At 72.3% G+C, this 25,268-nt stretch carries 19 protein-coding genes and 1 pseudogene; 8 read left to right on the top strand and 12 right to left on the bottom strand.

Going from position 1 to position 25,268, the window contains the following annotated elements:
• Positions 1–14: 14 nt before the first annotated feature.
• The 4 genes from ACWCPW_RS35985 to ACWCPW_RS35970 all read right to left on the bottom strand — a co-directional run bounded on the left by ACWCPW_RS35985 (position 15) and on the right by ACWCPW_RS35970 (position 3,340).
• A complete protein-coding gene (locus tag ACWCPW_RS35985; RefSeq protein WP_449765768.1) occupies positions 15–644 on the bottom strand; it encodes a 3-oxoacid CoA-transferase subunit B in 630 nt (209 codons plus the stop codon).
• The gene (locus ACWCPW_RS35980) at positions 644–1,426 is read right to left on the bottom strand and encodes a CoA transferase subunit A (protein WP_449765767.1); all 783 of its coding nucleotides are present in this window, start codon (positions 1,424–1,426) and stop codon (positions 644–646) included. Before ACWCPW_RS35980 ends, ACWCPW_RS35985 begins: the two co-directional genes overlap by 1 nt.
• A gap of 299 nt (positions 1,427–1,725) precedes the next feature.
• On the bottom strand, positions 1,726–2,661 hold the full coding sequence (locus ACWCPW_RS35975; protein WP_406298984.1) for an MBL fold metallo-hydrolase: 936 nt from the start codon (positions 2,659–2,661) through the stop codon (positions 1,726–1,728).
• A gap of 139 nt (positions 2,662–2,800) precedes the next feature.
• The gene (locus ACWCPW_RS35970) at positions 2,801–3,340 is read right to left on the bottom strand and encodes a TIGR03086 family metal-binding protein (protein ID WP_449765766.1); all 540 of its coding nucleotides are present in this window, start codon (positions 3,338–3,340) and stop codon (positions 2,801–2,803) included.
• A 285-nt stretch (positions 3,341–3,625) separates the two neighbouring features.
• On the opposite strand from ACWCPW_RS35970, the gene ACWCPW_RS35965 reads away from it, so the two are divergent.
• Positions 3,626–4,321: a DsbA family oxidoreductase gene (locus tag ACWCPW_RS35965; RefSeq protein ID WP_449765765.1), complete on the top strand. Its 696-nt coding sequence runs from the start codon at positions 3,626–3,628 to the stop codon at positions 4,319–4,321.
• Positions 4,318–5,541 carry an MFS transporter gene (locus ACWCPW_RS35960; protein ID WP_449765764.1) on the top strand — a complete coding sequence of 408 codons (1,224 nt, stop codon included), beginning with the start codon at positions 4,318–4,320 and terminating at the stop codon, positions 5,539–5,541. The genes ACWCPW_RS35965 and ACWCPW_RS35960 overlap by 4 nt, the downstream gene beginning before the upstream one ends.
• A 190-nt stretch (positions 5,542–5,731) precedes the next feature.
• Here the strand turns inward: ACWCPW_RS35960 and ACWCPW_RS35955 are convergent, their stop codons facing one another.
• Positions 5,732–7,387, bottom strand: a complete 1,656-nt coding sequence (locus ACWCPW_RS35955; protein ID WP_449765763.1) for a family 20 glycosylhydrolase — start codon at positions 7,385–7,387, stop codon at positions 5,732–5,734.
• Between the two features lie 497 nt (positions 7,388–7,884).
• Between ACWCPW_RS35955 and ACWCPW_RS35950 the strand changes: the two genes are divergently transcribed.
• The 6 genes and pseudogenes from ACWCPW_RS35950 to ACWCPW_RS35925 all read left to right on the top strand — a co-directional run bounded on the left by ACWCPW_RS35950 (position 7,885) and on the right by ACWCPW_RS35925 (position 15,591).
• Complete coding sequence (locus tag ACWCPW_RS35950; RefSeq protein ID WP_449765762.1) at positions 7,885–10,404, top strand: sensor histidine kinase; 2,520 nt, start codon at positions 7,885–7,887, stop codon at positions 10,402–10,404.
• A complete protein-coding gene (locus ACWCPW_RS35945; protein ID WP_360314312.1) occupies positions 10,401–10,826 on the top strand; it encodes a roadblock/LC7 domain-containing protein in 426 nt (141 codons plus the stop codon). Before ACWCPW_RS35950 ends, ACWCPW_RS35945 begins: the two co-directional genes overlap by 4 nt.
• Positions 10,827–10,906: 80 nt before the next feature.
• Positions 10,907–12,121: an ABC transporter substrate-binding protein gene (locus ACWCPW_RS35940; RefSeq protein ID WP_449765761.1), complete on the top strand. Its 1,215-nt coding sequence runs from the start codon at positions 10,907–10,909 to the stop codon at positions 12,119–12,121.
• A gap of 30 nt (positions 12,122–12,151) precedes the next feature.
• Positions 12,152–14,034: pseudogene (locus tag ACWCPW_RS35935) on the top strand (ABC transporter permease); the annotation flags it as partial.
• A 138-nt stretch (positions 14,035–14,172) separates the two neighbouring features.
• Positions 14,173–14,880 (top strand): ABC transporter ATP-binding protein, encoded by a 708-nt coding sequence (locus ACWCPW_RS35930; RefSeq protein WP_449765792.1) that lies wholly within the window; start codon positions 14,173–14,175, stop codon positions 14,878–14,880.
• 3 nt (positions 14,881–14,883) lie between these two features.
• Positions 14,884–15,591 (top strand): ABC transporter ATP-binding protein, encoded by a 708-nt coding sequence (locus tag ACWCPW_RS35925; RefSeq protein ID WP_449765760.1) that lies wholly within the window; start codon positions 14,884–14,886, stop codon positions 15,589–15,591.
• A 67-nt stretch (positions 15,592–15,658) separates the two neighbouring features.
• Here ACWCPW_RS35925 and ACWCPW_RS35920 read toward each other — a convergent pair whose 3' ends face one another.
• Genes ACWCPW_RS35920 through ACWCPW_RS35890 form a run of 7 tightly spaced genes read right to left on the bottom strand, consistent with a single transcriptional unit; the run spans position 15,659 to position 24,943 of the window.
• A complete protein-coding gene (locus ACWCPW_RS35920; RefSeq protein ID WP_449765759.1) occupies positions 15,659–16,444 on the bottom strand; it encodes an FHA domain-containing protein in 786 nt (261 codons plus the stop codon).
• A 55-nt stretch (positions 16,445–16,499) separates the two neighbouring features.
• On the bottom strand, positions 16,500–17,801 hold the full coding sequence (locus tag ACWCPW_RS35915; protein WP_449765758.1) for a VWA domain-containing protein: 1,302 nt from the start codon (positions 17,799–17,801) through the stop codon (positions 16,500–16,502).
• 24 nt (positions 17,802–17,825) lie between these two features.
• Positions 17,826–19,079 carry a protein phosphatase 2C domain-containing protein gene (locus ACWCPW_RS35910; RefSeq protein ID WP_449765757.1) on the bottom strand — a complete coding sequence of 418 codons (1,254 nt, stop codon included), beginning with the start codon at positions 19,077–19,079 and terminating at the stop codon, positions 17,826–17,828.
• Entirely contained in the window at positions 19,076–21,361 is a 2,286-nt protein-coding gene (locus tag ACWCPW_RS35905) for a tetratricopeptide repeat protein (protein WP_449765756.1), read from the bottom strand. Before ACWCPW_RS35905 ends, ACWCPW_RS35910 begins: the two co-directional genes overlap by 4 nt.
• On the bottom strand, positions 21,358–22,632 hold the full coding sequence (locus tag ACWCPW_RS35900; RefSeq protein WP_449765755.1) for a hypothetical protein: 1,275 nt from the start codon (positions 22,630–22,632) through the stop codon (positions 21,358–21,360). Before ACWCPW_RS35900 ends, ACWCPW_RS35905 begins: the two co-directional genes overlap by 4 nt.
• Entirely contained in the window at positions 22,629–23,636 is a 1,008-nt protein-coding gene (locus ACWCPW_RS35895; protein WP_449765754.1) for a glutamate ABC transporter substrate-binding protein, read from the bottom strand. The genes ACWCPW_RS35900 and ACWCPW_RS35895 overlap by 4 nt, the downstream gene beginning before the upstream one ends.
• On the bottom strand, positions 23,633–24,943 hold the full coding sequence (locus tag ACWCPW_RS35890) for a hypothetical protein (protein WP_449765753.1): 1,311 nt from the start codon (positions 24,941–24,943) through the stop codon (positions 23,633–23,635). The genes ACWCPW_RS35895 and ACWCPW_RS35890 overlap by 4 nt, the downstream gene beginning before the upstream one ends.
• Positions 24,944–25,268 lie beyond the last annotated feature (325 nt).

Here is a 25,268-nt window from a genome sequence, read left to right as displayed (position 1 = left end):
GTCGGCCCACCGGGTCAGGACGACAACTTCGCGCCGGTCTTCGCGCGCACCTCGTCCTCGGTGACGTCGGGGGCCGTCTCGACCAGGACCAGGCCGCGGTCGGTCACGTCGATCACCGCGAGGTCGGTGACCACGCGCTGGACGCAGCGCTTGCCGGTGAGCGGCAGCGAACACGTCTCGACGATCTTGTGCTCGCCCTTGCGGGACACGTGCTCCATCAGCACGATCACCCGACGGGCGCCGTGCACGAGGTCCATCGCGCCGCCCATGCCCTTGATCATCTTGCCGGGGATGGTCCAGTTCGCCAGGTCGCCCACCGCGCTGACCTGCATCGCGCCCAGGATCGCGGCGTCGATGTGACCGCCTCGGATCATCCCGAAGGACAGCGCCGAATCGAAGAACGAGGCGCCCGGCAGGACCGTGACGGTCTCCTTGCCGGCGTTGATCAGGTCCGGGTCGACCTCGTCCTCACGCGGATACGGTCCCACGCCGAGCAACCCGTTCTCCGAGTGCAGCACCACGTGCACGCCGGCCGGGATGTGGTTGGGCACCAGCGTGGGCAGCCCGATGCCGAGGTTCACGTACGACCCGTCGGCCAGCTCGGCCGCCGCCCGCGCGGCCATCTCGTCCCTGGTCCAGGCCATCAGTCGCGCACCGTCCCCCGCGCCGTCGGCGCGGTGATCGTGGTCTTCTCGATCTGCTTGTCGGCGGCCTGGGCCGCGCTCAGGACCACCACCCGTTGCACGAACACGCCGGGCAAGTGCACCTCGTCCGGGTCGAGTTCGCCCGGTTCGACCAGTTCCTCGACCTCGGCGACGGTGATCCGCCCGGCCATCGCGGCGAGCGGGTTGAAGTTGCGCGCCGACTTGTCGAACACCAGATTGCCGTGCCGATCGCCCCGGGCCGCCCGGACCAGCGCGTAGTCGGTGGTGATCGACTCCTCCAGGACGTATTCGACCCCGTCGAAGACCCGGACCTCCTTCCTCGGCGAGGCCACCACGACCGCGCCGGCCGCGTCGTAGCGCCACGGCAGACCGCCCTCGGCGACCTGGGTGCCGACGCCGGCCGGGGTGAAGAAGGCCGGGATGCCGCAACCACCGGCGCGCAGCCGTTCGGCGAGGGTGCCCTGCGGGGTGAGTTCGAGCTCGATCTCACCGGACAGGTACTGCCGGGCGAACTCCTTGTTCTCGCCGACATAGCTGCCGGTGGCGCGCGATATGCGCCCGGCGTGCAGCAGGATGCCGAGCCCCCATCGATCCACGCCGCAGTTGTTGGAGACGACCCGCAGATCGCCGGCGCCCTGCGCGTACAGGGCCCCGATCAGCACCGAGGGAATCCCACACAGCCCGAACCCGCCGACCGCGATCGAGGCCCCGTCCCCGATATCCGCCACCGCCGCCTCGGCCGTACCGACCACCTTGTCCACGCCATCTCCGATCACCCACCACCCCGACCCCCCGAAGCTATGCGCCCACCCCCCGCCCCACCCCCCAACCTTCCACCCACCGGAAACCAACCAAAAGCGCCGGCCAGGCCATCCCACAGCCCAACCGGCGCCCCCACGACCAACCAACCGCTCCCACACCAACCCGCAGCCCACACCCAGCCCAACCGACGACCAAACCAGCCCGGCCGGCGCTTGAGGCCAATCAGCCGGGCCGGCGCTTGAGGCCAATCAGCCCGGCCGGCGCCTGAGGCCGCCAGACCGCGGGTCGGCCAACCCCGTCACGCGAAGCAAGAGAGCGGCTTGCCGTCGTTGAACGTCACCATGTCCCCGAGCGCGCCGTATATGTCGATCGCCCCCGCCCGCTCGACCCCGTTCAACTCCGCATACGCACGATGCAGGTTGCCCACGATCCGCTCCGGGTCGGACAGCGCCGCGTACTCGCCGAGGTCCGTCTCGCGCGCCACGCTCAACGGGTCCAGCCCCGCGTCAAGGCCCTTGCGCGCGGTCTCCAGCACGAAGTTCGTGTACCCGATCGCGTAGTCGATCTGCTCCGGACCACACACCTCGCCGTGTCCGGGGACCAGCGTGGTGGCGCCCAACTGCTTCACCCGCTCCAGCACTTCGAGGTAGCCGGCGGGCGAGCCCATCAGCAGGAACGGGGTGCCGCCGTTGAAGATCAGGTCGCCGGTGTACAGGACGCCCTGCTCCTCGAGCCACACCACCGAGTCGTTCGAGGTGTGCGCGGCGCCGAAGTGCCGTACCTGCGCGCGCAGATCGCCCGCGTACACGGTGACGCTGTCGGTGAAGGTCAGGAACGGCGGGACCGCGCGCACGCCGCCCCAGCCGACGCCCGGCCAGATCGATTCGACCTCCATGATCCCCAGCTTCAGGATCTCGGTCCGGGTGTTCTCGTGCGCCACGATGGTGGCCGACTCGAACAGGTAGTTCCCGTTCGTGTGGTCGCCGTGGTGGTGGGTGTTGATCAGCGTGCGCACCGGGGCGTCGGTGTGCTTCGCGATCGTCTCCAGGAAGGTACGGGTCCGGGCCTCGGTGGCACAGCCGTCGATCGCGACGACGCCCTCCGGACCGACCAGGAACCCGGTGTTGTTGATCCACCAGGTGCCGTCCGGCTGGATGTACGCGTACGCTCCGTCGGCCACCTCCTGGACGCGAGGCGGATCCATCCGGCCGTGATCGTGCTGCGACGTGCTCATCGATACTCCCGATCGACTGGGGGTGTGCGTTGACGTGCATACACCGCCGACCACCCCGCGCGCAGCCTGACGAGCCGTCAGGTGCCACGTCCGGTAGGGCTTGTCCGGGATGTCCCGGGCCCGGCGGGGTGATTCGGGCTCAGTTCACCGCGCGGCCGGTGAACGCGGCGAGCCGGTCGGCGGCCGGCGCGTCCGCGGCCACCGGCTGCTCGGGGCCGAACGCGCGACCCTCCCCGCGTGCGGCGTCCGGCAGGGTCTTGCGCATGCGCTCCAGGAGCGCCTCGGCGAGCTCGGGGTCCAGGTCGGTCGGCTTGCCCAGGGCCCGGGCCAGGTCCCACGCGTGCACGAAGATGTCGCCGGTGGCCAGGCCGAGCAGGAAACCGCCGGTCTGCTCGCCGAACGGGGTCTTGATCGCAGAGGCGATCCGCTCCGGGGTGAAGGTCGCCAGCATCGTCTCGACCACCGCCTCGAAGTCCTCCCGGGGGTCCTCGGAGACCGGCTCGGTGGGCCCGGCCAGGGCCGCCGCCAGACCGCGCTGCGCGCCGGTGGCATGGGTGAGCAGACCTCGTACGTCCCACTGGTCACACGGACACTCGAGCCCGAGCTGTTCGTCGCCGACCTCGGCGAGCAGCGGTCGGAAGGCGTCGACGGCGCGCTTGTACTGGGTTATCTGGTCCACGAGGACTCCTCGGGCAGGTGACGCCGCACGGGCACGGCGTGCGTTCCGGGTGACGGACGACGAGCAGCGGTCAGATTACGCCCGGGTCTCCGGCGGCGATACGGCCGGTTGGGGAATGTTTGGCACCTGCACGTATGTTTCACGTCCGGTGCGTCCGCCGCCGTGACCGTCGGTACGTCCGTCCTTTGGATCGCCCCAGGGCGTGTCTTCGATCCCGTGTGTCCCGGGGCGCCGCCGCCGAGCGTCGCGTGCCCCCGACCACCGAGCAAGGAAGCTGGAGAGCAAGTGAAGGTCGAGATCTACAGCGATATCGCGTGCCCGTGGTGCTACGTCGGGAAGCGGCGCTTCGAGCGCGCGCTCGCGGCGTTCCCGGGCGCCGAGGACATCCAGGTCACGTACCGTCCCTACGAGCTGGATCCCACCACTCCGGCCCAGCCGGCGCCGCTGCGCGAGCGGCTGGCCGCGAAGTTCGGCGCGGCGAACCTCGACGGGATGAACGCGCGGCTCGCCGACGTGGGCGCCGGCGAGGGCATCACCTTCGACTTCACCCGGGCCTTGGCGGTGAACACGCTGACCGCGCACCGGGTGTTGTGGCTCGCGCTCACCGAGTTCGGTCCGACGGCCCAGGCCGCGCTCAAGGACCGACTGCTCGCGGCGTACTTCAGCGAGGGCGAGAACGTCGCCGACCACGACCGGTTGACCGAGTTCGCGGTCGAGGCCGGCCTGGACCGGGACCGCGTGGTCGCCTTCCTCGCGTCCGACGAGGGCTCCGACGAGGTCCGGCGCGAGATCGCCGAGGCGCGGGAAATGGGCGTCACCGCGGTGCCGACGTTCGTGTTCGAGGGCAAGTGGGCGGTCCAGGGCGCGCAGGAGGCGTCCACGTTCCTCCAGGTCCTGGAGCAGGTGCGGGATCAAAGCGCCGAGTCCACCGCGCCCGCGGGCGACGGCGACGCGTGCGCCGACGGCTCCTGCGCGGTGTGAGCGTCTCGGGGGGAACGACCCGGGAACCGTCCACCGAGCGGTTGCGCGGCGCGCGACTGGCCGCGCTGTTCGTGTTCTTCGCGTTCAGCGCCGCGGTCGCGGACTTCCTGGCCCGGATCCCGCAGTTCAAGGAGGATCTGGATCTCGACGACGCCCAGTTGGGGCTGGCCCTGCTCGGCTCGCCGGTCGGCGCGCTGGTGGCGGTGCAACTCGCGGGTACCGCCGCCGGGCGATGGGGCAGCAAACGGGTCGCGCGGGTGTCGGTGATCGGCGGCTGTCTGGCGCTGTTCCTGCCGGCGTTCGTGTGGAACCTGCCCTCGTTGGCGGTGGGCCTGCTGGTCCTGGGCATGCTGATGGGCTTCACCGATGTCGCGGTGAACGCGCAGGGCGTCGCGATCGAGCAGCACCTGCGTCGCCCGATCATGAACAGCCTGCACGGCGGTTACAGCCTCGGCGGGCTGTTCGGCGCGCTCGTCGGCTCCGGCGCGGCTGCCCTGGGGATCACCCCCCGGGTGCACCTGTCGGTGATGGCGGTGGTGCTCGCACTGGCCGTGTGGGCGGGTTCGCGCGCGTTGCTGGACGTCGCGGACGACCCGCACGTGCACGCCCCGGTCGAGTCGGCCGACCCGGCGCGACCGGCCGCGCCGGCCGCGGGCGGTGGTCTGCTCCGGTTGCTCGCGGGCTATCGCGCCGTGGTGTTGCTCGCGCTGATCGGCCTGTGCTCGTTCGTCGGCGAGGGCGCGGTGGCGGACTGGAGCGGCGTACATCTGCGCGAGACGCTGGACGGTTCGCCGGGGGTCGTCGGGTTGGGGTTCGCGGGCATGTCGGTGGCGATGGCCGCGGGCCGGTTCGCCGGTGACCGGGTGGTGGAACGGTTCGGCCCGGTCGCGGTGTTGCGGGTGGGCGCGCTGATCGGCGCGCTCGGCATGACGCTCGCGCTGGCCACGCCGTGGCCGGCGGTCTCGGTGCTCGGCTTCACGCTGTTCGGCGTCGGAGTGGCCCCGGTCGCGCCGGTGACGTTCAGCGCGGCCGGCAACACCCCGGGAGTGCCCGCCGCGTGGGCCATCTCGCGGGTGACCGGCATCGCCTATATCGGGCTGCTCGCGGGCCCGCCGGTGATCGGCTTCATCGCCCACCACACCAGCCTGACCACGGCGTTGGCCATTCCGGCGGCGCTGGTCGCGATCATCGCCCTCACCGCGGGCGCGGTCCGCCGCTGAGCGGTCCGTTCCCGGGTACCGGCCCGCCGATCGATCCGATCGGTGGGCCGGTACCCGAGGGACGGCCCGAGCACGGACCCGAGCACGGGGTGTGGGCACGAGGTACGAGCCGAAATCGACGCACAGGCCCCGAGCGCAGGCTCCGAAGACAGGCCCCGACGACCGAACCCGCCCGCGCCGGGCGCCCGCGTCAGGTCAACTTCCGCGCGTAGTTGATCCCCCGCGCCTCCCACCGCGCCTCGTGCGTGCCGACCCGGGTCCTGAAGTCCGCCCAGTCGCGCCGCTCCGGCCGGGACCAGGCCGCCTCGGCGACCGCCGCGATCCGCGGGAAGAGCAGATACTCGGCGTCCGCGACGCTCTTGATCGTCTCGCCCCACAGCGCGCCCTCGACCCCGAGCACCGCGTCCGCGGGCAGCCCCGGCAGGTGCGTCGAGGGTTCCCAGTCGTACGACGCGCGCACATCGACGGTGCCCGCCCAGGTCACCCCGAGCCGCTCGCCTCCCGCGTACTTCATGTCCAGGTAGGCGTGGTCGGCCGGGGCCATCACCACCTTGTGCCCGGCCCGCGCGGCGGCGGCGACCGCGGCCGCGTCCTGCTTGGACGCGCCCCAGTACTCGATGATCGCGCCGGGCACCGGGTCGCCCGCCGCCAGTTGGTGCCACGCGATGAGTTGTTTGCCGTGCCTGGCCACCAGCGGCTGCGCGCGGGACATGAACGCCCGGTACTGCGCGGGCTTGAGGGTGTGCGTCTCGTCGCCGCCGATGTGCAGGTAGGGGCCCGGGGTGAGTTCGGCGAGCCGGCCGAGCACCTCGTCGAGGAAGGTGTAGGTCGCCTCGCCGTCCACGCACAGCGCGGAGAAGCCGACCTGGGTACCGGTGTAGGGGGCGTACTTGCGTCCGTCGCAGGCCAGTTCCGGGTAGGCCACGATCGCCGCGTTGGTGTGTCCGGGCATGTCGATCTCGGGCACCACGGTGATGAAGCGCTCGGCCGCGTAGCGGATCACCCCCTGGTAGTCGGCCGCCGTCCAGAAGCCGCCCGGCCCGCCGCCGACCTGGGTCGAGGCGCCGATCCCGGTGAGCCGGGGTCGGCCCTCGATCGCGATCCGCCAGCCCTGGTCGTCGGTCAGGTGCAGGTGCAGGTGGTTGAACTTGTAGGCGGCGATGTGGTCGATCAGCCGGCGCATCTCGGCGGGCGGGTAGAAGTGCCGGGCCAGGTCGATCATGATGCCCCGGTACGGATACCGCGGCGCGTCCCGGACCACGGCGGGACGCAGTTCGAACGGCGCCCGGGCCGGCACCAGTTGGCGCAGCGTCTGGGCGCCTCGATACAGGCCGGCCGGAGCGCTCGCGCGGATCGTGGCGCCGTGCTCGGTCACGGTCAGCGTGTACGCCTCGTCGCCGGCCGGCCGGTCCGCCGGCGTCGCCCCGGGCGGGTCCAACACCAGGGACAGGTCGGTTCCGGCGCGGGCGCGGGCTTCGACCACCACGGGCAGGGGCAGGCCGGTGGCGGTGCGCAGTTCGGCGGCGACCACCTCGGCGACCGCCCGCGCGGCCTCGGTCGCGGCCCGCACCCGGGTGTCCCGGGACAGGGCCCAGCCCGCGCCCTGGGCGCCGTGCGCCTCGACCGGGATCGGGACCAGTCCTCGGGCGTCGGCGGCGAGGGGTCCGGGCGGCGGTTCATCGGCCTCGGCACCACCGGGGTCCGGCCCGCCCGAGCCCGGGGCCGCGCCCGGGTCGGTCCCGGGGGCGCCGTCGGAGGAGGACGAGTCGGTGACCCACACGGCCGTCCCCGCGGCGGCGGCGATCGGCACGGCCAGGAAAAAAGCCAGGGCGCGTCGACGCTGCATGTGACTCTCCCAATTCGGTCCGCCGGGATCGGTCTCGGCCCAGTCTAGGCAGCCGGGATCGACCATCCGGTCGGTCGATACTCCGAAAACGGAGGACAACGATCCGGTATATCCCAACGAATGGTTGGCAAACGGGCGTCGGGAGATGGGGGGCGAAATACGGATAAAGGTGTCCGACAGCAGAAGTCGGGGCCAAATCATGTGATATGCGTCTGTGTATTGCCATGACCGACCACCCGTATTCCTTCGCAGGGTTAACTTACGGATGTCAACATTCGCCGCCGTATGCGGCGCGCGCGATGCATTACCCACCGGCCACTGCGAGCACACGTGCGAATGCCGCTAGGCTCTGCCCGTCGTGCACGGAATAGGACGCGATCCGCGTCACCGAAAGCGCAAGACCGGAAAGTGCGAATCATCGGGAAAATGACGTACTTGACAAGCGGAATACTCGACTCCGTATCCCTGCCTCGCTCCACCCCGGTACCGACCTGGTGGTGGACGACCTGAACATCACTCGGAAACTCGTCCTGCTCGTCGCCGTGCCCCTCACCGTGATGGTGGGGTCCGCGGGACTCGCCGTGTCCACCACGACCGGCGAGGCCCTCGACGCGAACCGCCTGCGCTCGCTGACCAAGGTCTCCGCGGAGGCGGGCGAGCTCGCGCACCGCCTGCAGAGCGAACGCGCGGCCGCCGCCGCGGTGCTGTGGCCGGAGGCCGGCAGCGGCGCGCTGGTCACGTACCACCAGCGCACCGCCGCGACGGACGAGAGCGCCACGCGCTACCGCAAGTTGCGCAAGGACCTCGGCTCGATCCCCGGCAACACCAAGGAACGGTTGCGCAGGCTGGACGCGGGTCTGACCGACCTGACCGCGCTGCGCGAACAGGTCCAGGCCCCCAAGGGCACCTCGCTGACCGCCGTCGTCTTCCGCTACCGCATCCTGATCGCGGACGCGCTCGACTACCGCGACAGCGTGGCCCAGGCCGGCGGCGCCGGCCCCGACAACTCGGACCGCCTGCGTGCCGCCGCCGCGCTCTCGCACGCCACGGAGTGGCTGGGGCAACAACAGACGGCGGTCCTGCGCGCGTTGGCGTCCAGCCGGATCTCGCCGTCCCAACAGCAGGACATCCTGGCCACCCGGACCGGCTACGACGAGAGCGAGACGTCCTTCGAGTCGCTCGCCGACGAGGAATGGCTGGGCTGGCTGGAACTCGCCCAGACCGGCCCGGAGATCCTGGCCGTGCACCAGCTCGAGGACGCCGTCTCCCGGGCCAAGGTGGACACACCCATCCTGATCCCTCAGGACGTGTGGACCAAGGCGACCGCCGACCGGATCGCCCGGATCAGCGACGTCGAACGCCGCGTGGACGCGTCGGTGCTGGCCTCGGTCAGCGACGAACGCGACAGCCGACGCTGGTGGGCGGTCGGACAGGCCGCGGCGGTGCTGCTCGCGCTGGCCGCCGCCGTGCTCCTGGTGCTGCGCCTGGGCCGGCCGATGACGCGCGAACTGCTGCGCCTGCGCGATACCGCGCACGAGGTGGCCTACACCGGTCTGCCGGACGCGGTCGCCAAGCTCCAGCAGGGGCGTTCCCTCGACGGCGCGACCGCCGACGAGATCGCCGAACGCGCGGGCTCCCCCATCGAGGTGCGCGGCAAGGACGAGATCGCCGAGGTGGGCTCGGCGTTCAACACCGTCTTCACCGCCGCCGTCCGCATCGCCGCCGAACAGGCGGTCCTGCGGGCCGGTATCGCCACCGTGCTGGTCGCGCTCGCCCGCCGCAACCAGCGGCTCACCGACGGCCTGGTCAAGGTCCTCGACGAGGCCGAGGCACACGAGCACGACCCGGACCGGCTCAAGCGGCTGTACTCGCTCGACCACCTGGTCCAGCGCATGGGCCGCAACAACACCAGTCTGCTGGTGCTCGGCGGCGAGGGCACCGCGCGCGTACGCGAGGACGCGCTGCTCCTGGACGTCGCACGCGCGGCGATCGGCCGGATCGAACGGTTCACCCGGGTCGACCCCGGCGCGGTGGACCCGCGCATCCTGATCGCCGGGCGGGCCCGCGACGACGTCGCGCACCTGCTCGCCGAACTGCTGGACAACGCGACCAAGTTCAGCCGTCCGGAGACCTGGGTGGTTCTCCAGGCGAACCGGCGCGGCGACGGCGCGGTGCTGACCGTGACCGACTCCGGCGTGGGCATCACCCCGGAACGACTGGCCGGGTTCAACGAACGCCTCGCGTCGCCGGCCCAGTTGGACGTGCACGCGGTGCGCGCGATGGGTCTGACCGTGGCCGGCCACCTGGCCACGCGCTACGGCATCACGATCACCCTGGCCCCGGGCCCGCAGGGCGGCACGGTCGCCGAGGTCGGCCTGCCCGAGGACATCGTGGTCTTCCGCGATCGCCCCGGCCGGCACCGCGGCGTGCCCAAGGCCGAGGTCGCGCAACTGCCCCCCTCCGGTCGGGCGCCGGACGTCGGCGTACGCGCCGGCGGCCATCCCGACCCGGGTCCGTTCGAGCCGGTGCCGAGCGTGTTCACGCCCACCCGGCCGCAACCGGTCAGCGACGCGAGCGCTCCCGGACCGCGTGAGCCCGCGCCCTCGGGACTGCGCTTCACCGGTGCTCGGCCGCCCGCGCCCGCAGCCCCTGCCCCGCCCGCCCTCGCCCCGCCGGCCCCGCCGGCGCGGGTCGAACCCGAGCGGCGTCCGGAGCGGTCGCTGCCGTCGGCTCCGGAACCGACGGAGTCCGGCCGCACCACGAACACGGGCCTGCCGCTGCGGGTTCGCCGGGACACTCCCACCGTGCACCCGGGCAGCCCCGCCGCACCCGCCGCGCCGCTGGTCGGCTCGGCCGGAACGCCCGCCCGGGCGAACAACACGCCGGACCGTCGGGACGCCCGCCAGGTGTCCGCGGCCATGTCCGCCTTCGCGCAGGGCATCGGGCACAGCCGGGCCCGCCGCGCCCCCTCGCCCCGCCCCGGCGGCGGCGAACCGGATCACAAGGAGAGATCGTGACCCACCCCACCGCAGCCGATCTGAGTTGGCTGCTCAACGATTTCGCCACCCGGGTGCCCGAGGTGCTGCACGCCGTCGCGGTCTCCGCGGACGGTCTCGTGGTGGCCAACACCAGTTCACTGCCGCAGGACCGCGCCGACCAGCTCGGCGCGGTCGCGTCCGGCCTGGTCAGCCTGCTGGCCGGTGCCGCACGACTGTTCGGCACCGACCCGGTGGCCAGCAACCTGACCGAGATGAACGGCGCGTTCATGTTCTCCATGCAGGTCAGCGACGGCGCCTCGCTGCTGGTGCTGGCCTCGCGGGAGTGTGACATCGGTCAGGTCTCGTTCGAGATGGCCGAGCTGATCAACCAGGTCGGCCCGGCCCTGACCCCGGCCGCCCGCGAGCGCTTCCTGCACGTACAGCGCGGCGCGCTGGGCTGAACGAAGCACCCTCGCGTCCCTCCCGACGCGGCCCTCCCTTCGCTCGATCGCTCTCCCACGTCCAAACCCTGGAGCACGTCATGACCCCGGCAAGTCCCATAACCCGACGCACGTTCCGCGTCACCGCCGCCGGCCTGATCGCCGGCGCCCTCGCCTTCACCACCGCGTGCAGCGGCAGCGCGGCGGACGACAAGAAGGGCGGATCGTCCTCGGGCACGCTCAAGATCGGCCTGACGATCCCGCTGACCGGTGTCTACGCGTCGCTCGGCCCGGACCTGCAGAACGGCTTCCAGACCTACCTCGACCAGCACGACGGCAAGCTGGGCGGGCACAAGATCGAGCTCGTGATCACCGACGAGGGCGACGGCCCGCAGACCTCGGTGCCCTCGGTCACCAAGCTGATCAAGCAGGACAAGGTCACCGCGGTGGTCGGTCTGTCCAACGCGGCCACGGTGGCCGCCAACGTGCAGATCGTCAACGACAACAAGGTGCCGATGATCGGCGCCGTCGGTCGCCCCGGCAAGATCGACAAGCCGGACTACGTCTGGCACACCAGCTACCTCTCCGAGGAGCCGGGTGTGGCGGCGGCGCCGTACATCAAGGAGAACGTGGCCGGCTCGGTCTACGCGATCGGCCCGGACTACCAGGGTGGTTGGGACCAGCTGGGCGGCTTCACCAAGACCTTCGAGCAGGCCGGCGGCAAGCTGGCGAACCCCGACGGCAAGACCAAGTGGACCCCGTTCCCGGCCACGACCAACTTCCAGCCGTACTTCACCGAGATCAAGAACTCGGGTGCCAAGGCGGTCTACACGTTCTACGCGGGCACCGCCGCGGTGAACTTCGTCAAGCAGTACAAGCAGTCCGACGTCAAGGACATCCCGCTGTACGCCGCGGGCTTCCTGACCGAGGGTGCCGTGCTCGGGGCCGAGGGCGACGCCGCCAAGGGCGTGTTCACCTCGCTCAACTACACGCCCACCCTGGACATTCCGGCCAATCGCTCGTTCGTCGCGGCCTACCAGGGCAAGTACAACGCGCTGCCGACGATGATGTCGGCGACCATGTACGACGCGGCCGCCGTGCTGGACAAGGCGATCGCCGCCGCGGGTGACAAGGTCACCCCGGAGACGGTCAACGCCGCGATCGCCAAGACCGGCAAGGTCGACAGCCCGCGCGGTTCCTGGGAGTTCAACCCGAACACGCACGCGCCGGTGCAGAAGTGGTACCTGCGTGAGGTCAAGCAGGACGGCACCGCGCTCAGCAACGTCATGGTCCGCGAACTCGGCACGCTCGGCTAGCGGCGGATTCGGAGCGAAAGGGAGCGTGCCGTGGGCTGGTTCGACGACAATTTCATCCCGGCCCTGGACGGAGTGGCCTACGGGCTGCTGCTGTTCGTCGTGGCCGCGGGCCTGACTCTGGCCTTCGGCTCGGGCGGAGTCCTCAACCTGGCGCACGGCACGCTCTACGCGTTCGCCGCCTACACCGCGACCGCCGTCGCCGACGGCTCGTGGGTGGGTCTGGCGCTGGCGGTGCTCGCGGGCATCGGGGCGGGCGCGGCCGGTGGCGGGGTGCTCGCGGCGCTGACCGCGCCGATCGCCGGCAGAGGCCACATGGCACAGGCCATGCTGACCTTCGGCGTCGCGCTGGTCGGCAGCGATCTGCTGACCACCACGTTCGGCAAGGACGACCCCCAGGTCTCGGTGCCCGGCGCACTGGAGAAGCCGGTGTCGATCCTGGGCCACAACTACCCGGGCTACCGACTCGCGTTCATCGTGGTCGCGGTCGTGCTCGGGGTCGGCGGCTGGTACGTGCTCTCGCGTACCCGCGTCGGCGCGGCCGTGCGCGCGTCGGTGGACGACCCCCAGATGCTCGCGGCCGGCGGCATCTCGCCGGCCCGGGTGCGCACCGGCGTGCTGATCGCCGCGGGCGCGCTGGCCGGCCTCGCGGGCGGTCTGGGCGCGCCGATCATCGGCCCGTCCACGTCGGTGGCCAACACCGTGCTGCTGCAATCCCTGCTGGTCGTGGTGATCGGCGGGCTGGGTTCGGTCGGCGGTGCGCTGTTGGCGGCGATCCTGGTCGGCGAGGTGCAGACGCTCGGCGTCACGCTGATGCCCGACCTCGCGCCCTATCTGCTGTTCGCCACGATGGCCGTGATGCTGATCGCGCGCACCGCGCGCTTCGGCCCGACGGGGAGCCGAGTATGACCACCCTCGCCCTGCGCGCGCGCACCGCGCTGCGCTCGCCGCGCGCGGTCCTGGTGGGCCGAATCCTGGCCGTCGCCGCGATCGTGTGGTTGTTCGCGGCGCCGTACCTGGTCGGCCTGTTCACCCTGATCCTGCTGTCCCAGGCGCTGTCCCTGGGCGTGCTCGCGGCCAGTGTCGCGGTGCTCGGCGGCGGCGCCGGACTGCCCTCGCTGGGCCAGGTCGCGCCGTACGCGGTCGGCGGCTACACGGCGGCGATCCTGGCCGAGCACGGCATGCGGATCGGCGTCGTGCACACCCTGGTCGCGGCCGCCGCGGGCGCCCTGTTCAACGCGGTCACCGCGCCGATCGTGGTGCGCACGCGCGGCGTCACCGTGCTGATGATCACCCTGGCCGTCGGCGAACTGGTGCGCACCGCCGCGGAGAAGTGGAAGTCGGTCACCGGCGGCACCGACGGCAAGTCCGGCGTGCCGCCGATCGAGCCCTTCTGGGGCATGGGCGACCTCGTCGACGACGTGGACACCTACTGGTACGTGCTGATCACCACGCTCGTGGTGATCGGGATCACCGCGCTGGTGCTGCGCTCGCCCGCCGGTCTGCTGCTGGACGGCGCGCGCGAGAACGAGACCCGGATGCGCGCGACCGGCCACCCGGTGACCCGCTACCTCTCGATCACCTACATCGGGGTCGGCGCGCTCGCGGGTGTCGCCGGGGCGTTGCTGATCTCGGTGCAGCGCTACATCTCGCCCGCGCACATCGGCTTCGACACCTCCTCGCTGGTGCTGCTCGCGGTGGTCATCGGCGGCGGCGCGTCGCTGGTCGGCGCGATGATCGGCGCGGCGCTGATCGTGTTCACCCGGGACTGGCTCTCCGGTCCCTGGCCGGGACACGGGCCGCTGCTGCTGGGCGCGCTGTTCCTGATCGCGGTGTACACGCTGCCGGGCGGCCTGGTCGGGTTGACGGCGGGCGGCCCACGCGCCGCGTGGCGGGCCCTGGCCCGGGCCGGCGCCGCGGCGGACAAGGAAGCGAAAGCGGGGACACCCGAGGAGGAGGCACCGGATCCGGTCACGAAGCCGGAAGCCGGCGCCGACCCGGAGGCGCTGCTCACCATCACCGGCCTGACCCGCCGCTACGGCGCGCTGGCGGCGGTGGACGGCCTGGATCTGACCGTGCGCCGCGGCGCCCGGCACGCGCTCCTCGGCCCCAACGGCGCGGGCAAGTCGACCGTGCTCGGCATGGTCGCGGGCGCGATCCCGGTGACCTCGGGCAGCATCGTGTTCGCCGGTCGCGACATCACCCGGCTGCCCCCGGCGCGCCGGTCCCGGCTCGGCATCGCGCGCGCGTTCCAGCAGCCCGCGGTGGTGCCCTCGCTCTCCGTCCTGGACAACGTGACGCTGGCCGCGTGGCGGCACTCCCGGGTCACCGGCACGGCGTGGCGACCCACTCGCTACCGCGCGTTGGCGGGTGAGGCGGCGACCCATCTGGAGACCGTCGGCCTGACCGACCGCGCGGACGAGATCGCCGGCGAACTCTCGCACGGCTCCCGGCGGTTGCTCGACATCGCGATGGCCCTCGCGGGCCATCCGAAGCTCCTGCTGCTGGACGAGCCGGCCGCGGGCCTGACCGACACCGACATCGAGCGGCTGGCCGCGGTGCTCAAGGCGCTGCCGGCCGAGGTGACCATGGTGCTGGTCGAGCACAACTTCGCGCTGGTGCGCGAGGTCACCGACACCGTGACGGTGCTGGCGTCCGGACAACTGCTGGCCACCGGTACGCCGGACGAGATCGCGGCGGACCAGGCGGTACGCGACACGTATCTGGGCGCGTCCGAGCCCGAGCACCAGGAAGTGGGCTGAATCGTGCTGGAGATCGGCGAACTGACGGCGGGCTACCAGGGCGGCTCGGTGCTGCACGGGGTGGACCTGAGCATCCCCGAGGGCACGGTGCACGCGCTCCTGGGCGCCAACGGAGCGGGCAAGTCCACCCTCATCCACACCGTCGCGGGGCTGCTCAAGCCCTCCGGCGGACGCGTGGCGCTGGACGGCGGCGACCTCACCGGGCGTCCCGCGCACCGCGTCTCGCTCGCGGGCATCGGCCTGGTGCCGCAGGGTCGGCGGGTGTTCGCGAGCCTGACCGTGGCCGAGCATCTCAAGCTGGCGCACCGCAAGCACGCCGCGTGGACCCCCGCGCGGGTGCTGGAGCTACTGCCGCGCCTGGGCGAGCGCGCGGGCAACCGGGGTTCGCAACTCTCCGGCGGCGAGCAGCAGATGCTCGCGATCGCCCGGGCGCTGCTCGGCGGGCCGCGGCTGATCCTGCTGGACGAGCCGACCGAGGGCCTGTCCCCGGTGATCGCCGAGCAGATCCGGGCGCTGATCACCACGCTCGCCGACGAGGGGCTGACCATCCTGGTCGCCGCCCCGCAACTGGGCTTCGTCCAGGGCATCGCGGATCATCTGACGGTGTTGTCCACGGGACGCGTCACCGCGCGGCTGACCTCGGCCGAGGCCGCCGCCGACCCGGGCCCGATCCTGGCCGCGTTGGCCCCGGGCGTGGCCGCGACCGGCTGACCGCACCGGCGCCGGTCGGCCGTGGGGCGTGCCCCCGGGTCCGACCGGCGTCGCCGCGCCGGCGGCCTCACAGCTCCACGCGCCGGATCTCCAGCGTGGTCCAGGCACCCACGTGCACGCGGTCGCCGTCCTTGAGGTGCACCGGGTCGCGGCGGACCCGGTCGAAACCGGCGTTGATGGTGGTCCCGTTGGCCGATCCCAGGTCCATCACCTCCCACGTGCCGTCCCCGCAGCGCAGCAACATCGCGTGGCGGCGGGAGACTCCCGGGTCACCGATCGGGATCTCCGGCGGGGCCGAGCTCGTACTGGAGTTGCGCCGGCCGATGCGCATCGACTCGCCGGTCAACTCCAGCGTCCACGGCTCCTGTTCGTGCGGGAAACGCATGCTGTGCGCGTCCGGGCCGTCCCATTCGAGCACCCGCAGGAAGTAGTCGTGGTCGGGCACCACGCGGGCCGTCCACACCGTGCGGGAAGGCGGCGGGTCCTGGGTCGGCCCCGACCCGCCCTGCTCACCCCGGCCGCCCTGGCCGCCCCGGCCGCCCCGGCCGCCCTGCTCGCCGTGGCCGCCCTGCTCGCCGCCCCCGGCATTCGTGCGCTCCCCCGCCCCGCCGTGGATCTCGTTCGATCCGTGCGTCAACTCGTGCCCGCAGCCCTCGCAGAACTGGTCGTCCGGCGTGTACTCGGTCGCGCAGAAGCGACAGGTCAGCACGTCCCCGCCCGGCCCCGGCCCCCCGGAGCCGGGGCCCGGGGTGATCGGGCCGTCGGACGGATCCCCGGCGGTGGGCATCGTGCGCCCGCACTCGTCGCAGTAGTCCGCGGCGGTGGACTCATGACCGACCGGACAGATGTGCATGAGCGGACCTCCTTCCTGTTCCCGTACCCAGCTCGACGCGTGCCGGCAACCAGGCTCAGCCCTCGTTCGGCGGTCCCACCCGGGCGGTCTTGTGCGACTCGACGTCGATGATCATCATTCCCTCGTCGTCGTCGTTGCGGAGCCTGCTGGTGCCGTCCGCCTCGATCTCCACGACCCGGCCGAGCAGCCGCGCGGTGTGCTCGTCACCCGCCTCGTTGGCCAGTTCCAGGGCCTGCACCAGCCGCGCGGTCGCGGTGGTCTCGTCCCCGTCCCGACGGGCCTGCAGGCCCTCCTGGACCGCGTTGGCCAGCTTCTCCCGGCCGGTGACCTTGGCCACCTCCTGGTTGATCCGGGTGGAGAGTTCCTCGTCGTCGGTCCACTGCGCGAACACGCCGGCCTTGGCCAGCTCCAGACCGCCCGCGCCGTCCGGCAGCACCACCGAGATCTGACACGGGCGGCGCTTGCCGCCCGGGTTGACCTCGTCCGGCTCGACCTCCAGGCACACGTGGTAGTGCTTGCTCTCGCCGCCCCACGAACCGGTCGGGTAGTCGCCGACGTTGGGCCCCACCTCGGTGCGCCGCGCGGTCAGGTCGTCGATCACCGGGTAGGTCTGCTTGACGTACTTCACCCGGGCGTTGTTGATGGTGCGCACGCGCAGCGTCACGTCGGCCACCGACTTGCCCATCGCGTTCTGCATCATCTTGGTGAAGTCCGCGACCAGATCCGCAGGTTCGCTCACCAGGCCGATGTCGCCCAGCAGCGCGGTGGAGATCTTGCGCACCTCCTCCACCCGCCAGTCCAGGCCGATGCCCCGGCAGTCGCAGACGAACACGCCCTCGCAGTAGGCGATCGCCTCGGCCAGGTCCTGCTCGCGCTCGCTCTCGTTCTTGCCGTCGGTGAGCAGGATCGCGTGCCGGATCGCGTCCTTGTGCGGTTCCAGCAGGCGGCGGGCCATCAGCAGCCACTGCCCCATCGAGGTGCCGCCGCGCGCGCGGAGCTTGTCCACCTCGCGCTTGGCCTCCTTGCGGGTGCGCTCGTCGGCCGCGACCAGGCCCTCCTCGAACGGGTACACCATCGACGCCATGCCGGTCCCCGAGACCACCGCGAACAGCGTGCCGTCGCGCAGCGTGTCGATCGCGGCCTTGGTGGCCTGCTTGGCGGCCTTGAGCTTGGTGGACGGGAAGTCCATCGAACCCGAGCTGTCCACCATGATCACCTCGGCGCCGCGAGCGCCGGCCCGCACTCCGGTCGGCGGCCCCGAGGCCCGGATGTGCGCGACGGCGTGGACCTCGTGACCTCCCATCGGGAGGTAGGGGTTCTGGTTGACCTCGATGGTGAATTCGGGGGCGCCTGACATGAATCCGACTCCTTCGTTTCCGGCTCAGACGTGGTCGGGGCCGCGCACCGGATCCCCGGGCGGGTTGAACGGGATCAGTGCGACGGTGATGTTGTCGGCACCGCCGCGGTCGAGCGCGAAGCCGGTGAGCATCCGCGCGGCGGCCAGCGGCTGTTCCAGCGCGCCGGGCAGCACCATCGCGGCCAGCGTCGGCGCGACCGAGAGGTAGTTCCACAACCCGTCGCTGCACAGCAGCAGGACTCCGGGGCCGGACGGGCGCAGGCTGGTCACCCGGGGCCGCACCTCGCCCGCGTCCGCGCCCAGCCAGGACACGATCGCGTGCGCGCGGCGGTCCGCGTACGCCTCGGCCTCGGTCATCGCGCCGAGCGCGATCATCCGGGTCGCCCAGGAGTCGTCCTCGGTCAGCAGCGCGGAGGGGGTGCGCCGGACCTCGTCCGGCCCCGCCTCGGCCGCGTACGGCTCGCCGACCGCCCCACGAGGCAGCGTGCTCGCACCGGGCAGCGTGTCGTCGCCGTCCGCGGCGTCGTCCGCGCCGCTGTCCGGATCGGCCAGCCAGTAGGCGCGGCTGTCGCCGACCCAGCCCACGGTGATCTCACCGGGCGTCATGATCGCCGACACCAGGGTGCACGCGGGGGCGTTGCCCGCGTCCTCGGCCCCGGGCATCCGGGCCACCGCGCTCGCCGCGGCGGCCACCCCCGCGCTGGTGGCCTTGGCCGGTCCGCACCCCTCGACCAGCGTGGCCGCCATCGTCGCGCACGCGGTCTCGGCGGCGGTCGCCGACGCCTCGTCGGGGCGCGGCGAGGAGGACACCCCGTCGCACACCACCGCGACCACGTGATCGCTGCCGTCCGGCATCCGCAACACCCGCAGCGCGGCGGAGTCCTCGTTGCGCCGGTGCCGCAGACCCCGGTTGCTGACCATCGCGACCAGCCCCAGGTCGCTCTCGACGTGATCGCGCGGGTTGAACGGCCGCCCGCACGCGTCGCACCAGCCGTCCGAGCCGATCGTCGCGGTACCGCACGCGGAGCACACCGGGCCGTGCCCGCTGGGCGTCACCACCCGCCTGGGCGGCGGCCGTTCGGCCACCGGCGGCACCGGGATGTCCAGGTCGTAGCCGCAGGACTCGCAGTACCGGTCGTCCGCGTCGCCGGCGAGCCCGCACGAGGGACACGCCCCGCCGCCGGCCGTCGGCGGCTCGGGCGGGGCGGCCTCGTCCCCGTCCGGGGCGCCCCCGGGCCCGGCCGCGTCCAGTCGTCCATATCCAGCCACTCTGATCACACCCACGTCCACGGTCGCACCTCGTTCGCCCGGTCGACGAGCGCGATGCGCTCCGCATGCGTCGTCACGTGCCGGGCCAGATCGCGGTAACACTTTTCCAAGGCGAACCGCAGAGGCTTTTCCTTCAACTCGCTGCCGAGCACCTTCGCGGTTCCACCCGCGTCTCCGGTGCCCGAATTCCCACCCTTCGCGCCCGCCTTGACCCATTCCAACGCGGTCTCCAACAACTCGACGGCGAGCCGATCGCGCGCCTCGCCCTCCAGGCGCAGCGCGCCCAGCCGGTCGGACGCCGCGGTCAGGTCGGGGCCCAACGCCTCGCCCGCGCCGCGTCCGCTGATCCGGGTGCGCAACGCCGCGGTCTGCGCCGCGACGTGGTTGGCCGAGGTGTCCGGCACGCTCTCCAGAGTGCGCACCGCACCCGCCCGGTCGCCGGTGGCCAGTTGGCATCGGGCCAGCCCGAAGGCCGCCGCGACGTAGGCCCGGTCGGTGGCCCACACCCCGCGATACTCGGCGGCGGCCTCGTCGTGGCGGCCCATCAGTTCACGGACCGCGCCGAGCGCGATCCGCGGCGCGGGCTCGCCCGGCAGCGCGCCGCGCACCCCGTCGAAGCACTCGTGGGCGCGCGGGAGATCCTGGTCGGACAGCGCGGCCAGGCCCTCGAACCAGGGCAGTCGCCAGTCGTCGGTGTCGATGTCCGCGAGGAAGGCCCGGGCGCGCACCACATCGCCCTGCTCGATGCACATCCGGACCAGCCGCAGGGTGCCCTCCGGCGAGGAGATGCCCGCGGCGGTGAGCGCGGAGAGCAGCTCGTCGGGATTGGTGGTGGCCACCGTGGCCAGCAGGTTCGCGGCCGGATCGGCGGCGTCCACCCGGGGCACCGGCAGCGCGCCGGCGATCACCGCCGGGTCGGGGGCGGGCGCGAGCAGGCCGGGCTCGGTGTTGCGCGCGGCCACCTCGGCGTGCACGACCCGGGTCTCCGGCCCGAACAGGCCGGACACCCCCGGGCGCGGCTCGCCGGAGCGGATCGCGACCACCTCGCGCAGCACCGCGACGCACTGCTCGGCCATGTCCGCCGCGGAGGCGAAGCGCTGCTCCGGATCGGGGTGCGTGGCCCGCAGCAACAGCCGGTGGTAGGACTCGAATTCGGTGAACAGCGGCACATCGGACGCGGGTGGCAGCGCCGCCTTGTACTTGCGGGTGTAACCGGCGAAGTAGAAGCTGAGCACCGCCATCGTGCGGCCGATGGTGAACAGGTCCGATTCGACCGACGGTTCGGCACGGACGGTCTCGATCTCGGGTGCCTGGTAGCCGACCGTGCCGTAGGTGAACTTGCCCGGTCGGGCCAGGTCGGTCACCGCGCCGAGGTCGATCAGCTTGAGCTGGTCCTCGGTCTGGATCACGTTGTCCGGCTTGAAGTCGCAGTAGACCAGGTTCTGTTGGTGCAGGTAGCCGAACGCGGGCAGGATGTCGATCGCGTAGGCCAGCACCTGCTCGACCGGCAGCACGGCCTTGGGGTCGCTCTCGCGCATCGACTTGAGCCGGTCCATCAGCGACAGGCCGCCGACGTACTCCATCACCAGGTAGGTCTCGTCCTGGCCGGTGAGCGGGTCCGGGTGCTGCACGACGGTCTGGATGTGCACGATGTTGGCGTGCTGGATCTGGGTGAGGATGCGCTGCTCGGCCAGGGCCGCGGCGCGCGAGTCGGCGTCGTCGCTGCCGAGCAGGCCCTTGAGCACGACCCACATGTTGTGCGCGGCGGTGTCCTGGGCGAGATAGACCCAGCCGAAGCCGCCGCGGGCGAGGCAGCCGATGATCCGGTACTGGCCGACCATGTCGTCGCGCTGGAGCTTGGGCGCGAACGAGAACGGCGTGCGGTCGCGCGGGCAGAACCCGTTCGCGACACCGGGCCGACCACCGCGGCCGCGCCCGACCGGCTGCTCGCACTTGCGGCAGAAGCGCTTCTCCTCGGGGATCACCGGGTTGCGCGCGAGCGCGGTCTCCGGGTTGCGGCGCGGCACGTTGGGCATCTCGACCAGACCGCCGCCGAGCCGACGGCTGGTGCCGGTGCTGCCGGAACGCCGGGAGCTGCGCCCGGAGGTGCTGCGCGCGGACGAGGAGCCCGCGGTGCCCGCGGTGCCGGAGACGCCGGACCTCGCGGACCGGTTCGGGTCGTGTCCGGGGTCCACCGGTGCCGGGCCGGCGGCCAGCGGTTCGCGGCCGCATTCGGTGCAGAACCCGTCGTCGATCTCGCCCGGGCAAGGCGGGCGATTGCACTTGGTCATCTCTGTTCCCCCTTGTCGTCCGGACGATCCTCGCGGTGCGCGGCGATCACCGCCTCCTGATAGCGGGTCACCACCCGTACCGCCACTTCGAGTTCACACGGTGCTCGCCACAACAACTCCTTGGCGTGGCTGTACAGCGACTCCAGCACGGCGTCCTCGCCGTGTCCGCCGCGTGCGGCCATCGCCCGGTAGGACTGCACCAGGCCGCGCAGTTCGTCGCGCCGGGCCAGTGGCGCGTCGATGTGCCCGCGGGTGGCCGCCAGCCGGTCCCGGGCACCTTGTACGTCGTTCTCCAACACGCTCAGCTCCCGCGAGACGCGTGCCCAGTCGCCCTCGCCGCCGAGCATGGTGACCGAAGCCAGCCGATCCCGCAACGTGGCCGCGCGCAGCGGCACCTCGGGCACCCGCTTGTCGCTGATCCGGCCGAGCACGTGCGCGCGTCGCCGAATCGTGTCGCCCTCCTGGTACCCCAACTCGTCGAGCATGCCCGCCAGTCGGCGGATCCGTTCGTCGAAGCGCCCCCGGACGATGAGCAAGTGTCGCACCGCGTCCGCGACTTGGCGCAGATCGGCCTCGATGGCGGAGACGTCCACGGTGCCGATGCGGCGCTCGTTCGCACCGGTCAGCGCGAGCGGATCGCCGGCCACCAGGGTACGGGCCGCCTCGAGGCGGCGGCGGATCCCGTCCAGCGCCGCGGTCTGCTCGGGCACCGCGTCCGGGCCGCCGAGCTCGACGATCCGGGCCCGGGCGGCCACGATTCCCGCGTCCACCCGGTCCAGGGTGGGCACCAGGCGCGTCCACACCGCGTCCGCCGCCTCGACCACGGCGGTCACCTCGGTCCACGCCGGTGCCATGTCCGCGACCAGTTCGGCCAGGCTCATCCGGCGCGCCTGGGTCGCCGGGTCGGTCAGTCCGCGCCGGCCGATCGGGATGTCGCGCGCGGCCAGTTCGGCGGACTGCCCCAGCAGCAGGAAGGACAACTCCTCCAACTCCGGCCGCAGCGGCTTGCCGCGCCGACCGCGCAGCGCGCGCAGCCGATCCAGGACCGCGCCGTACGCCTCGCGGTGCCCCCACAGCAGGGAGATCGCCCGGCGGCCGGTCTCCCACTGCTCGGCGGTGCGTCCGGTCAGCGGGCCGCCTTCCAGGAGTTGCCGTCCCGGGTGGCTCTCCAACTCCATCAGACCGGCGGTGATGCCGTCGTACTCCGCTTCGTGACGAGCCATCAGTTCGTCGATCTCGTCGCGGCCCAGCACGCGGGGGGCTCGGTTCACGCGCTGTCCCGGTATTCGGCCGCGGGCGGGTCGGGCACCTCGGACGCCAGGGAGTTGCCCAGGTACTCCCGGTACAACTCCTTCCACCGGCCGTTCTGGCGAATTCGTTCGAGCACGGCGTTGACGAACCGGACGAAGTCGGGGCGATCCTTGGCGATCGCCATGCCGTACGGCTCCAGCGTGAGGTTGCGGCCGACCACGACGGTGAAGACGCGATCCTGCGCCTGGAGACCGGCCAGGATCGTGTCGTCGGTGGTGATCGCGTCCGCCTCGCCCTGTTGCAGCATCACCAGGCAGCCCGCCCAGGTGTCGCCCTCGACCGCCTTCACCTGCGGCGCCTGCTCGCGCAGCAGGGCGATCGAGGTGGATCCGGGCACCGAGCACACCCGCATGTCGCGCGGCAGTCCGGCCAACCCGGCGCCGTAGTCGGCGCGATCGGCGGTGCCGTCGCGTTGCACCAGCAGCCGCTGACCGGCCTTGAAGTAGACCGAGGAGAACTCGACGCTCTGCTTGCGCTGACAGTTGATCGTCATGGTCTCGGCGATGATGTCCACGTCGCCGCGCGCGACCGCGATCGCGCGGTCCTCGTTGCGCACCACCCGGAACTGGATGCGCTGCGGGCCGTCGTCGCCGAAGATCGCCTTCGCCACCTCGCGCAGCAGGTCGATGTCGAACCCGCGCAGGGTGTTCGACCTCGGGTCCACGAAGCCGAACGGGAAGCTGCTCTGGTCGATGCCGGCGATCAGGAAGCCGCGGCGGCGCAGCACCTCCATCGTGCTGCCGGCGGGCAGCGCGGTCGGCGCGGGCAGCGCGCCGGTCGGGCGCAGGCTCGCGGTGACGTTGGGACACGAGGCGTCGGGTCCCGGGGTCGCGCGCGGCGCGGCGGCGGGCAGCGCGGGCTGCCCGGGCTGCCCGGTGCCGCGCTGGTCGACCCCGGCGCCGCAACCGGCGACGGTCAGCACGAGGGCGCAGACCACCGCGGGCAGCGCGATGCGGGTGTTCATGGCCGGTTGTACCTCCCGACCTCGCGACGGACGCCGTCCACGGTCGCGGCGGCGGCGATCAGCGCCAGTACGCCCAGGCCGACGTCGAGACCGGCGAGCGCGTCCCGACCGGCGGCCACCGAACGTTCGAAGTCCTTCTGGTCCTTGTCGACCGCGGCCGCCAACGCCTCGTCGATCTTGGTGAAGGCCACCCGCGAGGCGCCGTCGGCCTTGGTCACCCGGGCGACGGCCTTCTCGAACTCGCCGTTCTCGTACAGTGAGGAGACCTCGTCGTGGGCCTTCTTCCAGTCGGCGGCGGCGGCCTGCGCGGCCTTGACCTTCGCCAGCGTGCTCTTGTCCGAGCCGGTGACCTGCTCGGCGCGGGTCAGCATGCCGGTCACCGCGGGCCGGCCCCCCTCGGCCGGCACGCCGACGAGCTTGACCCACACCTCTTTGAAGTCGCTCTCGTACTGTCCGTTGTCGCTGCCCCGCATGACCAGGGTCAGGCTCTCGTCACCGTGCGCCTGCAGGGTCAGGAAACGGGCCTGGGCGAGCGTCTCGACCGGCCCCCACCCGTCGCTGCGGCTGCGGTCGAGGTCGCCGCGCGAGGTGTCGCTCCCGGTCCACAACCACCCGATGGACACGAGCGTGGCCAGTCCCGCGATCAACAGGCCGATGTTGATCCGCCGGTGCGTACGCAGCGCGAAGAACCACAGGGCGGCGGCGAACGCGGCCAGGCTGACCAGCAGCAGGGCCACCGGCACCCACGGGGTCGAGGTGGCGTCGCGGTGGTCGCCGGCGAGGCGCTTTTCCACCATGTCGTGCAGCGTGGTGGCGGCGGGCAGGATCTTGCCGCGCATCACGTTCTTGGAGGCGGAGCGCAGATAGGCGGCGCCGACCGTGTTGCCCTGCCGGGTCTCGGCGCGGGCGCGCTCGACCAGGCGGGCGTACTCGGGCAGTTGCACGCCGATCACGGCGAGCTGTTCGGCGACCTTGCCGGTGGCGCCGGCGGCGGTCGCGGAGATCAGCGTGCTCGACGCGGTCTGGATGGCCCGCTGGTAGCGCTCGCGCACATCGGCCGATTCGACGCCGCCTTCGAGCAGCCCGGCCGCCGCGGTCGCGTCGGCGTCGGCGAGTGCCCGGTAGATCTCCTGGGTCTTGACGCCGAGCGGTTCACTGCCGGTGGCCACCGCCTTGGCCGCGTCCGCGCGGTCCCCCACCGCGAGGACGGCGAACAGTCCGGCCAGCAGGCTGATCAGCACCAGCACCACGCCGGTGACGAGCATCAGGCCGGGAGTGGTGGCGCCGGCTCGCACCAGTCGGCGCACGGATATGCCTCGTGATCGCATCATCCCGGCCGGGCCGCCCGTACCCCGTGCGGGCACTCCCGGCCCCGGTGCCTGCGAAATCGGAACGGCTGCCGCCAACGCCCTGCCTCCCCCACTGTCGCGTGTGCCCCTTGTCGGTCGACCCGACCCCACGTCCGCCGGCCCCCGACCGCCCGCGTGCTCGGCGAACGCTGTCACCTCGAAGCTATCGCGAGCATGTGGCGACTCCCGATGGTCTTCCCTCGTTCTCCCCACGCGGACCCTCAGTGCCAGGACATTACCGCTGCGGGTGCCGGGTCGGTGGCGGCACCGTGTCAGGCCGGTG

Source organism: Embleya sp. NPDC001921 (assembly GCF_053594475.1).
Note: the sequence above shows the minus strand (reverse complement) of the source record. Positions and strands in the feature narration are given on the sequence as shown.

Coding starts and splice junctions, on each gene's coding strand:
- ACWCPW_RS35985 (WP_449765768.1), bottom strand. CDS start 644: ATGGCCTGGACCAGGGACGAGATGGCCGCGCGGGCGGCGGCCGAGCTG.
- ACWCPW_RS35975 (WP_406298984.1), bottom strand. CDS start 2,661: ATGAGCACGTCGCAGCACGATCACGGCCGGATGGATCCGCCTCGCGTC.
- ACWCPW_RS35955 (WP_449765763.1), bottom strand. CDS start 7,387: ATGCAGCGTCGACGCGCCCTGGCTTTTTTCCTGGCCGTGCCGATCGCC.
- ACWCPW_RS35940 (WP_449765761.1), top strand. CDS start 10,907: ATGACCCCGGCAAGTCCCATAACCCGACGCACGTTCCGCGTCACCGCC.
- ACWCPW_RS35920 (WP_449765759.1), bottom strand. CDS start 16,444: ATGCACATCTGTCCGGTCGGTCATGAGTCCACCGCCGCGGACTACTGC.
- ACWCPW_RS35915 (WP_449765758.1), bottom strand. CDS start 17,801: ATGTCAGGCGCCCCCGAATTCACCATCGAGGTCAACCAGAACCCCTAC.
- ACWCPW_RS35905 (WP_449765756.1), bottom strand. CDS start 21,361: ATGACCAAGTGCAATCGCCCGCCTTGCCCGGGCGAGATCGACGACGGG.
- ACWCPW_RS35895 (WP_449765754.1), bottom strand. CDS start 23,636: ATGAACACCCGCATCGCGCTGCCCGCGGTGGTCTGCGCCCTCGTGCTG.